The 11,724-nt window shown below is 73.0% G+C and carries 10 protein-coding genes; 6 read left to right on the forward strand and 4 right to left on the reverse strand.

What is annotated here, in order from left to right; genetic code table 11:
• Nucleotides 1–172: 172 nt before the first annotated feature.
• Nucleotides 173–1,162 carry an ROK family glucokinase gene (locus AC5LSR_RS12535; RefSeq protein ID WP_250291979.1) on the forward strand — a complete coding sequence of 330 codons (990 nt, stop codon included), beginning with the start codon at nt 173–175 and terminating at the stop codon, nt 1,160–1,162.
• 65 nt (nt 1,163–1,227) lie between these two features.
• Here AC5LSR_RS12535 and AC5LSR_RS12540 read toward each other — a convergent pair whose 3' ends face one another.
• The 3 genes from AC5LSR_RS12540 to AC5LSR_RS12550 are packed head-to-tail and all read right to left on the reverse strand — an operon-like array spanning nt 1,228 to nt 4,259.
• On the reverse strand, nt 1,228–2,493 hold the full coding sequence (locus AC5LSR_RS12540) for an ornithine cyclodeaminase family domain (protein WP_250281635.1): 1,266 nt from the start codon (nt 2,491–2,493) through the stop codon (nt 1,228–1,230).
• A 59-nt stretch (nt 2,494–2,552) separates the two neighbouring features.
• Nucleotides 2,553–3,419 carry a hypothetical protein gene (locus AC5LSR_RS12545; protein WP_493468482.1) on the reverse strand — a complete coding sequence of 289 codons (867 nt, stop codon included), beginning with the start codon at nt 3,417–3,419 and terminating at the stop codon, nt 2,553–2,555.
• A gap of 12 nt (nt 3,420–3,431) precedes the next feature.
• Entirely contained in the window at nt 3,432–4,259 is an 828-nt protein-coding gene (locus AC5LSR_RS12550) for an alpha/beta hydrolase (protein WP_250281630.1), read from the reverse strand.
• Nucleotides 4,260–4,675: 416 nt separating this feature from the next.
• Between AC5LSR_RS12550 and AC5LSR_RS12555 the strand changes: the two genes are divergently transcribed.
• From AC5LSR_RS12555 to AC5LSR_RS12575, 5 genes are all read left to right on the forward strand, one after another.
• A complete protein-coding gene (locus AC5LSR_RS12555; RefSeq protein ID WP_250281627.1) occupies nt 4,676–5,578 on the forward strand; it encodes a lysophospholipid acyltransferase family protein in 903 nt (300 codons plus the stop codon).
• Nucleotides 5,579–5,818: 240 nt separating this feature from the next.
• Entirely contained in the window at nt 5,819–7,264 is a 1,446-nt protein-coding gene (locus AC5LSR_RS12560; RefSeq protein WP_493468483.1) for a hypothetical protein, read from the forward strand.
• Complete coding sequence (locus AC5LSR_RS12565; protein WP_445548799.1) at nt 7,261–7,827, forward strand: polyadenylate-specific 3'-exoribonuclease AS; 567 nt, start codon at nt 7,261–7,263, stop codon at nt 7,825–7,827. The genes AC5LSR_RS12560 and AC5LSR_RS12565 overlap by 4 nt, the downstream gene beginning before the upstream one ends.
• A gap of 216 nt (nt 7,828–8,043) precedes the next feature.
• Complete coding sequence (locus AC5LSR_RS12570) at nt 8,044–9,069, forward strand: 6-phosphofructokinase (RefSeq protein WP_445548467.1); 1,026 nt, start codon at nt 8,044–8,046, stop codon at nt 9,067–9,069.
• Between the two features lie 227 nt (nt 9,070–9,296).
• Complete coding sequence (locus AC5LSR_RS12575; RefSeq protein ID WP_250286829.1) at nt 9,297–10,649, forward strand: class II 3-deoxy-7-phosphoheptulonate synthase; 1,353 nt, start codon at nt 9,297–9,299, stop codon at nt 10,647–10,649.
• 156 nt (nt 10,650–10,805) lie between these two features.
• Here AC5LSR_RS12575 and AC5LSR_RS12580 read toward each other — a convergent pair.
• A partial coding sequence (locus AC5LSR_RS12580) for a DUF5667 domain-containing protein (RefSeq protein WP_493468484.1) occupies nt 10,806–11,724 on the reverse strand: 919 nt, incomplete at its 5' end.

Raw genomic sequence — 11,724 nt, forward strand, 5'->3', positions numbered from 1 at the left:
CCGCGGCCACCGCGCTGGCCGCGGCGGTGCGGGCGGTCCTCGCCGGCCGTCCGGACGCCGGCACGGACAGCGCCGCTACGGCCGGTACCGGCCCCGTCGAGGACACTGCTGTGAGGGGATGGCCAACCGAGCGGCCGGGGCCTGGGCCGCGTGTTCAGAGGATCGATGTCGAGTGACCATCACAACGTCGTCGGACAGGGACAGCGCGCGCCCCGATCTGGTGATCGGCGTGGACGTCGGTGGCACGAAGGTCGCCGCCGGCGTCGTCGACGGGTCCGGGACGGTCCTGTCGTCGCTGCGGCGGCCGACGCCGAGCCAGCAGCCGGCGGCGGTGGCCGATCTGATCGGCGAGGTGGTCGACGAGCTGCGGGCGGCCGTGGCGCCGCGGCCGGTGCAGGCGGTCGGCATCGGGGCGGCGGGCCTGATCGACCGTGACCGCTCGCGGGTGCTGTTCGCGCCGAACCTCGCCTGGCGTGACGAGCCGCTACGGGACGAGGTCAGTGCTCGCACCGGCCTGCCGGTCGTCGTGGAGAACGACGCGAACGCGATGGCCTGGGGGGAGTACCGCTTCGGTGCCGGCCGCGGCGAGCCGGACCTGGTGTGCGTGACGGTGGGGACCGGCGTCGGCGGCGGGATCGTGCTCGACGGCCGGCTGTACCGGGGGCGGTTCGGGCTCGGTGGGGAGATCGGGCACATGCAGCTGGTGGCCGGCGGCCGTCTGTGCGGGTGCGGGAACAGGGGCTGCCTGGAGGCGTACGGCAGCGGCAACGCGCTGGTGGCCAAGGCCCGTGAGCTGGTCACGACCTCGCCGGCGGCGGGCCGGCGCCTGCTGGAGCTCGCCGGCGGCGAGGTGGGCGTTCTTCGCGGCCCGTCGGTCACCGAGGCGGCCCTGGAGGGCGATCCGCTCGCGGTGAAGTGCTTCGAGGACGTCGGTACCTGGCTGGGCCGGGCGATGGCCAGCCTGGCCTCGATCCTCGATCCCGGCCTCTTCGTGCTCGGCGGCGGGGTGGCGGAGGCTGGTGATCTTCTTCTCGCCCCGGCCCGCGCGGAGTTCGCCAACAGCCTGTCGGCCCGCCGGCACCGTCCCGAGGCGCGGATCGTCACCGCCCAGCTCGCCGCGCGGGGCGGCATCATCGGCGCCGCCGACCTGGCCCGTAGCTGACCGGGCTGACCGTGCCGGTCGGGCCGTGGCCGAGCGGGCCGGCCGGGCCAGCGGGGCCAGCGGGGTCAGCGAGTGGTGTCCGGACGGTAGTCGGCGACCAGCTCCTGGGCCAGCTGCTCCAGGAACAGCCCGGCGTCCGTGACCACGCCGACCGCCTGGGAGAACCCGCGGTCGGCGATCCTGCTGACGCTGCTGGGGTCGATGTCCACACAGGCCACCGGGATGGACGCCGGCAGGATGTTGCCCGTGGCCACCGAGTGCAGCATCGAGGCGACCATGAGCGCGAGCCCGATCCCGCGCAGGGCGTCGCGCATGGCCCGCTGGCCGGCCAGCACGTCGGTGTGGACGTCCGGCAGCGGGCCGTCGTCACGCACCGAGCCGACCAGGACGAACTTCTTGCCCGCCTTGACGATGGCATGCATGATCCCGCTGGTCAGGATGCCGTCGTCGACGGCGGCGACGATGGATCCGGCGCGCCGGATCGTGTTGATCGCCCGGATGTACTGCTCGTGCCCGCGCTCGGCCCCCTTGCCGCGGCTCGGCTCGTTGCCGAACGCCGCCCCGTACAGGGCCGCCTCGATGTCGATGGCGGCGAAGGCGTTGCCGGAGAAGAGCACGTCGACGTAGCCGGCCTCGATCAGCGCGACCATGGCCGGGGTGGCCCCGGACTGCACGACGGCGGGCCCGGCCACCCACAGCACCCCGAAGCCCTCCGCCTTGAGCTCACGGATCTGGCGGGCGATCGCGCGGACCAGCACGGCCTGCCGCTGCGGCGCCAGCAGCGTGGTGGACGACGAGACGGACTGCGACGACAGGGCCTGGAAGGTGCCGTACAGCCGGGTCGAGTGGTCGGTCACCGGCAGCACGGCCTTCACCCCGGACACGCCGCACACGATCATGTCGCCGGCCCGGACCTCGGAGACCGGGACGGTGCGCACCCGCCCGTCGCAGACGACGAGGCCGCAGTCCATCTCGGGATGTTCCACCGGCACCCACTGGCCGCCGAGGCGGACCACGGTTTCCAGGTTGGTGGTCGAGTAGAAGTCGGGCGGGAAGACCCCGTCACGGTCGGCCGCCCGCAGCAGCACCGTGCCCGGCTCCACGCTGTTGACGCCGTACGCCTTGATCCTCATGAGGATGCGGGTCAGCTGCTCCGCCGAGTCGGCCCCGACGACGATCGTCGCGTGCGACTCGTCGTCATGGGTCGTGCCGAGATCGATGCTCCTGATCTCGTAGTCGCCCCCGTAGCTGAGAACGTCGTCGAGTACCCGGGCGAGAATGCCGGTGTCCATCAGGTGACCGTGTATCTCGACCTTCTCGTGGAACTCCACGCAGCCGCCCCTTCCGTGCCCTGACGCGGGTGCCCGGTCCGCCTGCCGGCGGACCGGGATCAGACGACCGCACCGTCGTCACCGTCCGCTGAGTCGGTGGGCGGCCGATCCGCCATTCGGAACACCAGTGTGGCGACTCCGCCCAGCACAAGCATGACTCCTCCGACGTCGTAGGGCCTGCCATGGTCGATCCCGGCAATCGTGGGGACCAACAGGATCGCGACGCCGACGGCAATAGAGCACAACGCCCACCGGGTAGTGGGTTTCATGCGGGGTGCCGGCAGTGGGGGCGGTGGGTCGTAGTGGTCGGACAGGTCATTGGACGGGTCACCGGAGGGGTCATCAGGGTCGTCGTAGCCGCCGGCATCATTCGGGACGCCCGGCGGATCGACGTCCGGCCGTTCACCGGCCGGGCCGGTGGTCGCGCTGTCGTCCACGGGAAGGAAAATATGATCTTTTTGCCGGTCCGGGTCGAGCGGTAAGCGCCAGACCGGGCGCACGGCCACGCCCGGAGGCTCCGTGCGCGTCGTGACGTCCTCGCTGGACGGCCAGGTCCGTTCCACGGGCTCGGCGTTGAAACGGGCCACGAGCGAGGCGAAGACCGCGTCCTGGTCCGTCTCCTGGCCCGTGTCCCGCGCCGTGGGCGCACCGCCGCCGCCGTCCCCGTCGGGGCTGCCCGCCGCCGGTGGCCCGGCGATGGCTGCGTCCTCCTTCGGCCGCTCCTTCGGCCGCTCCTTCGGCCTGCCGTCTCCGGACGGCGGATCGCCGCGGCGTGTCCCACGGTGGCCGGTGGGGCCGGGCGCGCCGGCGCCACTCGCTTCGGCGCCGGGCGGGCTGGCCTGCGGCGGCTGTCCGCACGCCGGGCCGCCGGCGGCTCCGCCCGCGTCCGGCGGCGGGCCACCGGCAGGTGGTGGCAGGTCAGGCACGACTCACCCCGATCACCCCGAGACAACCGTGTGCGTGTCGACGAACTGAAGGCTTCCCTCGAAAATTGTGTGTCTGTCGTTGTCGAGAGTCGCGACGTGGTAGCTGTTCTCCAGGATGCGCTCGGAGACGGTGGACGACGTCGCGCCCGCCAGCAGGATCCGTCCGGAGGTGGCCTCGACGACGTGGTCGACGCGGCTGCGGAAGGTCAGGATCGGGCTGGTGACACGCCCCAGGTCCGCCACCGTCACCGTCCACAGCTCGCGCAGGGAGACGAAGGCCCGCAGGGGCAGGCACCGGTAGGCGACCTCCGCCGTGCCCGCGGCCTTGATGTCGCTGCTCACCCCGGCCACGCAGGGGATCACGCGCGAGAGCGCCGGGGCGAGCGCGGCGATCCTCCGGTCGGTGCCGAGGCTGGGGTTGACCGTGACCACCCCGGCCACCGCCGGGCCGTGGACCTCCGCCAGCCGCAGGGTCAGGGTGCCGCCCATGGACAGCCCCATGACGAAGACGGCCGAGCAGCGTTCCCGCAGGCGGAGGAAGGCATCCTCGGCCGCGCCGAACCAGTCGCGCCAGGTCGTGCCGTTCATCTCCTGCCAGCGGGTGCCGTGGCCCGGCAGCAGCGGGCAACAGACCGTCAGGCCCGCCTCCGCGAGGAACGAGCCCCAGGGGCGCATGCTCTGTGGTGTGCCCGTGAATCCGTGGATCAGCAGTACCCCGGTGTCGCCGCCATCGTGCTCGAACGGCTCCGCGCCCGGTACGACCGAAGTGCCCGGTACGACCGAAGTGTCTGGTGTGACCGAAGTGCCTGGTGTGACCGAACGCCGTGGTACGCCTGCCATGGTGTCCGCCCTCTCGTTACTCGCGCGCGATCGGCCGCACTCCGTGGTGACGGGGGATTGTTCTGTTTTCGTCGCGCGGACCGGTTCCGCAGCATGCTCGCATGCCGGACGGGCAGAGGCCATGCTCTCCGCGGTGCCGTGTCCAGCGGTGCCATGTTCTGTGACGCCGTGTTCTGTGACGCCATGTCCGGCGGTGTCGTGTCCGGAGCCGGCCTCGCCGTGTCCCGCGTCCGCGCGGCTCCCGGGCCGCCGCGGGGGAGCCTGCCGGCGGCGCCCGGGGAGCGGCCGGCCGCGACAGTCCCCGTGGTGGACGCGGCCACCACGGTTCCATAGGGTTGTCCCGGCCACCGTGTGCGGGCGTGTCGGGCCGATGCGTGTCGAGACGATGTTGGTGGGCGACCACACCGGGAGCTGACGTGTTGTACTGGGTCGTCAAGGCATTTCTCACTCCCATCCTGCGGCTGTTCTGGCGGCCGTGGGTCGAGGGGCTGGAAAACATCCCGGAACGGGGCCCCGCAATCCTCGCCGGTAACCATCTCTCCTTCTCCGACCACCTGTTCCTCCCGTTGGTCGTGCCGCGCCGGGTCACCTTCCTGGCCAAGAGCGACTACTTCACCGCCCCGGGATTCAAAGGCTGGCTGAAGCGGCTGTTCTTCACCAGCGCCGGCCAGCTCCCGATCGACCGCAGCGGTGGTGCCGCCAGCGACAGGGCGCTGCGCAGCGGCGTGAAGGTGCTCCAGGGCGGCAAACTGCTGGGGATCTATCCGGAGGGCACGCGCTCACCGGACGGCCGGCTGTACCGGGGCAAGATCGGTGTTGCCCGGATGGCGCTGGCGTCGAAGGTCCCGGTCATCCCGGTCGCGATGATCGGCACGTTCGAGGTGCAGCCCCAGGGGAAGCTGCTGCCCAGGATCCGCCGGGTCGGCATCCGCATCGGCCAGCCGCTCGATTTCAGCCGTTACGAGGGCATGGTCGACGACCGGTTCGTGCTCCGGTCCATGACCGACGAGATCATGTACGAGCTGATGGCGCTGTCGGGCCAGGAGTACGTCGACAGGTACGCGCAGCGGGTCAAGAGCGAGCTCGCCGCCACGGTCGAGGCGGACGGCGAGGCGGACGGCGAGGCGGCCGGCGAGGCGGCCGGCGCCTGCGGCGGGGAGCCCGGCCGGGAGGGCGCCGGCCGTACGGTCGACCGGCCGCCGGCGAAGGCCATGGCGGAGCCGTCGGCACCCCGTGCCCCACGGGCCCGCCGGCGGGCCGGTCGCAAGACCGGCCGCTCGGGCCTGGGTGACCAGACTGACACCCGCCAGGCAGGCTGATCGCCGGCCCGGGCCGGCTGTTGGCCATTCGGGCACGGCAGGATGGTCGATGTGCACGCATCGGCGGATCTCACGGCGCCCGACCATCCCTCACGTCGGCGCCGGCCGCGGGCAGCCCGGCCGGCGGGGACGCGGCGTCTCCCGCGACGGCTCGCCCTGACGGCCGTTGTCGCCGGAGCTGCCGTTCGGCTGGCGGCCGTTGTCGCCAGGGCCGCCATTCCGGTGGCGGCCGTTGTCGCCATGGTCGCCATTCCGGTGGTGGCCGGTGCCGTACCCGCGGCCCGGGCCCAGCCGGCACCGGATCCCGGCGCCGCGCGCCCGGCGCCCGCGGGGCCGGCGGCGCCGGAGCCGCCCGCCGGCACGGTCCTGCGCGCGGGGCGCTTCGCCGTCGACCTCGACGGCCGGGCGCTGTTCGTACGCGGCGTGACGGTGCCCCCCGGCGCCGTCCTCGAGCAGGCCACCGTCGCGCAGTGGGCCGCCGCCGGCTTCACCGCGGCACGCCTCGGCGTGCGGATGGAGGCCGACGGGACGTTCAGCGGCCAGGCCGGTGACACCGCCGGGCCGGCCCGGCAGGCCGGTGGCGCTGCCGGCCAGGCCCGGCCGCCTGCTGGCACCGGCACCGGCACTGGCACCGGCGCAGCTGTCGGTGACGGGCTCGAGCGGCTTGCCGCGTCCGTCGCGACCGTCACCGGGCAGGGCCTGCGCGTCATGATCCAGATTGTGCCGGCCGCCATCGCGGCCCGCGCCGGGGACGAGGCGTTCGCCGCGGGCCTGCGGCGGCTGTCGAACCGCTTCCGTGACACCGCCGGTCTGGTCGGCTTCGAGCTGGCGGCCTCGGCGTCGGCGAACTCCCCGCTGCTGTCCGGTGCGGTGCGGGCCGAGGACGCCCACCATCTGCTCTGGCGCAGCGGCCCGGCCCCGTTCGACCCGACCGCGAGCACGGCGACCAACGACGAGGCGGCGCTGCTGGTCGGCTGGGCGGGTGGGGATCCGGCGGCTGTGCAGCGGCTGCTGTCGGCCGCCGAGAGCGCCCAGATCGGCTGGTTCTTCGACCTGCCGCCCACCGGCCCGCTTCTGGCCGCGCTGGCCAGGCCCTATCCGGCCGCGGTCGCGGGTGTTCCGGTGAGCCTGGCCTACAACCCGTCCGGGCGGCTGCTCGCACTGTCCTACCTGCCGGTGTCGCCGACGGGGAGCGCCTTCCGGCGCGGGGTGACGACCGAGATCCGCGTCCCGGCCGCGGCCTACCCGGACGGCTACCTGGTGCGGGTGTCGGGGGGCACGGTCGTCTCGGCCCCCGGCGCGGGTGTGGTCTGCCTGCTCGCCGACGCCAGGGCGGCCCGGGTGGACGTCCGGGTGGAGCCCGCGCCCGCCGGTGGCGCCCCGCCGGTCGCCCCGCCGCCGCCCGGCGGCCCGTGCCCGGCGGCCGGCGCGGCGGCCGTCACCCCGGGTACTGCCGCAGCCCCGGCGGGGGCCGCCGATGGCGGCAGTTCCGGCCCGGCCGCCGTGGATCAGACCACCGTCGCGGGCCGGGCCGATGAGCGCGACGCCGGCGAGGAGGTCAACGGCATGCTGCTGTGGGCGCTGCCGCTGGCCGGCGCCGCCGGGATGGCGATCGTCCTCGCCGGGCTGTGGTCGAGGCTGCGTCGTGACCGCCGCCACGGCCCGGCGTCCCCCCGCGGCGAATGAGCGCGTCCTCCCGGGCGGCCGGCGGGCAGACTGGAGCGGTGGCCAGCCGCTATCTCTACGACACCGAGTTCATCGAGCGCTCGGAGGGGGGCCACCTCTGGCTGGACCTGGTGAGCATCGGGATTGTCAGCGAGGACGGCAGCCGGGAGTACTACGCCGTGTCCACCGAGTTCGACCCGGCCTTCGCCGTGCCGTGGGTGCGGCGCAACGTCCTGGACAAGCTCCCGCCGCCGTCCGACCCGAGCTGGCGGACGCGGGCGCGCATCCGTTCCGACATCGTCGCCTTCCTCGGCGCAGCCGGGCCGCCGGAGCTGTGGGCCTGGTACGCCGCCTACGACCACGTGGTGCTCTGCCAGCTCTTCGGCACGATGACCGACCTGCCCCGGTTCCTCCCCCGTTTCACCCGGGACCTGCGCCAGCTCTGGGAGGAGGTCGGCCGGCCACCGCTGCCGCCCCCGCCGTCCGACGCCCACGACGCGCTCGCCGACGCCCGGCACAACCTCGACCGCTGGCGGGTCCTGGCGCCGCTGCGGGCCTGCCCGGCCCCGGCCCCCGCGCGGTGAGGATCGTGGCGAAACTTCCGTGAAGTACGGCCGCCGGGCCGGCGAATTCCCCGCGCCACGGGCGGCGGATGTGTTTCTTCGATCCTCTCCGTGGGATTACGCTTCCGAACTGACAGGAGCGGCTCGTCACCGGTTGATGACCATCGGGTGGCCAGGGGAGCCGGGCGCGAGAAAAAGAAGATCGCGCTTTCTTCGGCCCGCCAGGAGGTGCATGGAATGCGGATCGGGGTACTTACAGGCGGTGGGGACTGTCCCGGGCTGAATGCGGTCATCCGGGCGGTCGTCCGCAAGGGCACGGATGTCTACGGATATTCTTTCGTGGGCTTCCGGGATGGTTGGCGAGGTCCGCTGGAGAACGCTACCGTCCCGCTCGGGGTGGAGGCGGTACGCGGAATTCTCCCGCGTGGTGGCACTATTCTCGGATCCAGTCGCACAAATCCCTACAAGGAGGACGGCGGTGTCGCGCGTATTCGGCGGACCCTGGCCGCGCACGGCGTCGACGCGCTGATCGCGATCGGCGGGGAGGACACCCTGGGGGTGGCTGCCCGCCTGCACGACGAGGGCATCCCGGTCGTCGGCGTGCCCAAGACCATCGACAACGACCTGTCCGCCACCGACTACACCTTCGGCTTCGACACCGCTGTCAACATCGCGATGGAGGCCATCGACCGGCTGCACACCACCGCCGAGAGCCATCACCGCGTCCTCATCGTCGAGGTGATGGGACGCCACGCGGGGTGGATAGCGCTGCACAGCGGGCTGGCCGGCGGGGCCAACGTGATCCTGCTGCCGGAGCGGCCGTTCGACATCGACAAGGTCTGCGCCTTCGTCGAGCACCGTTTCGCCTCCCAGTACGCGCCGATCATCGTGGTGGCGGAGGGCGCCGTCCCGGTGGCCGGTTCGCTGACCGTCAAGGAGGGGGAGCTCGACGCCTTCGGCCACGTCCGGCTGCAGGGGATCGCCGCCGTGCTGGAGACCGAGATCCGCGGGCGGACGGGGCGGGAGTCCCGCGCGACCGTGCTCGGCCACGTCCAGCGGGGCGGCACCCCGACGGCGTTCGACCGGTGGCTGGCGACCCGCTTCGGCCTGCACGCCATCGACGCCGCGCACGACGGCGCCTGGGGCACGATGGTGGCGCTGCACGGTACCCGGATCGACCGGGTGCCGCTGGCGGAGGCGACCCGGGAGCTCAAGCTGGTGCCGGAGGAGCTCTACGCCGAGGCCGAGGTCTTCTTCGGCTGAGACGCCCGCCGCGAAGGGCCGGAAAACAGCTGCGAAGGATGAAGCGGCCGAAACGCCCGGAAAACGGCTGAAACGGCCGCGCGGGGCCCGGGCGGCCGGCCGGGAAGCGGCCGTGAAGCCGGCGGCTGGCCGGCTGCCGCAGGGTGGCACGGGCGGGTGGCGCGGGACGGTATGACACCGGGGATTGCGCGACGTGCGCCCGTGCCCGGGCCGTACCCTGTATCACTGTGGAGGAACTCGACGCCTGGCGGGCCCTGCCGGCCAAACAGCAACCGAACTGGCCGGACCAGGGGGAACTGGCCGCCGTCCGCGACCGGTTGGCGACACTGCCACCGCTGGTTGTCGCACCCGAGGTGCGGATTCTGACCGAACGGCTCGCGGCGGTCGCCCGGGGCGAGGCATTTCTGCTGCAGGGCGGAGACTGCGCGGAGACCTTCGCCGCGAACACCGCCAACAAGATTCGCGACAAGGTGAAGACGCTGCTGCAGATGGCGATCGTGCTCACCTATGGCGCGAGCGTGCCGGTGGTCAAGGTCGCCCGGATCGCCGGCCAGTACGCCAAGCCCCGCTCGGCCGACATCGAGGCCGGCACCGGCCTGCCGTCCTACCGCGGTGACGCGGTCAACGACATCGCCGCCACGGCGCGGGCCCGCCGGCCCGACCCCGGCCGCATGCTGGACGCCTACCATGCCAGCGCGGTCGCGCTGAACCTCATCCGTGCCTTCGCGACCGGCGGGTTCTCCGATCTGTCCAAGGTGCACGAATGGAACAAGGCGTTCGTGCGGGATTCGGCGGCCGGGCGTCGTTACGAGGTGATGGCGACCGACATCGAGCGGGCCCTGTCGTTCATGGCCGCCTGTGGTATCGATCTCGAGCGCACGCCGACACTGCACGGCGTCGAGCTGTTCACCAGCCACGAGGCGCTGCTGCTGGACTACGAACGGGCGCTCACCCGCAGGGAGGACGCCACCGGCTCGATCTACGATCTTTCGGCGCACCTGCTGTGGATCGGCGAACGGACCCGTGACCTCGACGGCGCCCACGTGGACCTGATGTCCCGGATCGGCAATCCGCTCGGCTGCAAGGTGGGCCCGAAGGCCTCGCCCGACGAGGTACTGGCCCTCGCCGACCGGCTCAGCCCCGACCACGTGCCCGGCCGGCTCACACTCATCACCCGGATGGGCGCCGGCCGTATCCGCGACGTCCTGCCCGCGATCGTCGAGAAGGTCAACTCCGCCGGGCATCCGGTGGTGTGGTCGTGCGACCCGATGCACGGCAACACCCGGGACGTCAACGGTGTGAAGACCCGGCACTTCGACGACGTCCTGGACGAGGTGCTCGGCTTCTTCGAGGTCCACCGGCAGCTCGGCACCCATCCCGGGGGGATCCACATCGAGCTGACCGGGGACAACGTCACCGAGTGCCTCGGTGGGGGAGAGCGTATCGGTGAGGCGGACCTGGCCGGCCGGTACGAGACCGCCTGCGACCCGCGGCTGAACACCGGTCAGGCCCTGGAGCTCGCCTTCCTCGTGGCGGAGATGCTGCAGCAGATCAACGTGGCCCGCTCGCAGAGGCACTGATCCCGACGGGGTGATCCCACGTCCCCACGGGGTGATCCCGCGCGGTGGCCGCGGGCCGGTCTTCCTCCCGGGCCGCGGCCGAGGGCCCCAGGGTGGTGATCCCGGCCGGGAACGCCCCGGCCGACAGGCGGCCAGGGGCCGGCCCGCCCGTCAGGATCAGGCGGCTCCGCCGGTGCTGGTGCCGACCGGTTGGACGGGGCCGCCCGCATCGGCCGGCGGCGGGCTCTCCGGCGCGCTGGGCGCGGGCGCGCTGGGCGCGGGCGCGTCGGTCGGGACGGCCTGGGGCTCGGAGGCCTGCGTGGCCGGTGCCTGCGGGCTGTGGACGGCGCCCGCGGAACGGGCCGGCCGCGGTGATGCCGCCGAGGGGCTGACGCTGGGGTGGGCGGCGGGGCTCGCGGCCACGGGAGGGGTCAGGACGGCGAACGGGACCGGTTGCGGTGAGTGTGAGGCGTCCGCCTGGCCGGGGGCGCCCGCCGCCGGTGGGGTGTTCTCGCCGGTGCTGAGGGTGCTGTGGACGCCGTGCACGTAGTCGAGGGCCTCGGCGGTCATGGCGTGCAGGGGGCCGTCCGGCAGGTTGTCGAGCAGGACGTGCAGGTCCCGCGACTGGTCGTCGGTGAAGTCCTGGACGGTTCGCAGCGCGTCCTCGCTGCCCCTGCGGGCCTCGGTGACCAGGACGTTCCCGCCGGCGGACGCTTCCTGCTGCCAGGCCGTCAGCAGGTCGTGTACCTCGATGGTCTTCTTCGGCAGCCGCCCGTTATCCATGATCGAATTGATCTCGTTGAGCCTGGTGCGGGCGATATCAAGATGGATCTTGGCTTTTTCGACCGGGCTGCTGGTGAGGTCGAGCTGGATGTGCTCGACGCGCAGCTTGAGCCCGTACAGCGGCTCACCGGGGACCGCCCGATGGGTCCCGACGGTGATCCCGGTCACCACCACCGACACCGCGAGGGCGCCGAGCAGGACCGGACGCGGGCCGGCGGTGGGCCGGGGGAGGGCCGTCGTCCGGGACGCGGTGGCCCAGGCGAACAGGCCTCGCTGGGCGGGCGTGCGCACCAGGTAGCCCGGGCGTCTCACC

The sequence above is a fragment of the Protofrankia sp. CiP1_Cm_nod4 genome (genome assembly GCF_982290645.1).

What these genes read in the sequence shown, in the direction of transcription:
- AC5LSR_RS12570 (WP_445548467.1), top strand. Translation starts at nt 8,044, where the DNA reads ATGCGGATCGGGGTACTTACAGGCGGTGGGGACTGTCCCGGGCTGAAT.
- AC5LSR_RS12560 (WP_493468483.1), top strand. Translation starts at nt 5,819, where the DNA reads ATGGTCGCCATTCCGGTGGTGGCCGGTGCCGTACCCGCGGCCCGGGCC.
- AC5LSR_RS12565 (WP_445548799.1), top strand. Translation starts at nt 7,261, where the DNA reads ATGAGCGCGTCCTCCCGGGCGGCCGGCGGGCAGACTGGAGCGGTGGCC.
- AC5LSR_RS12550 (WP_250281630.1), bottom strand. Translation starts at nt 4,259, where the DNA reads ATGGCAGGCGTACCACGGCGTTCGGTCACACCAGGCACTTCGGTCACA.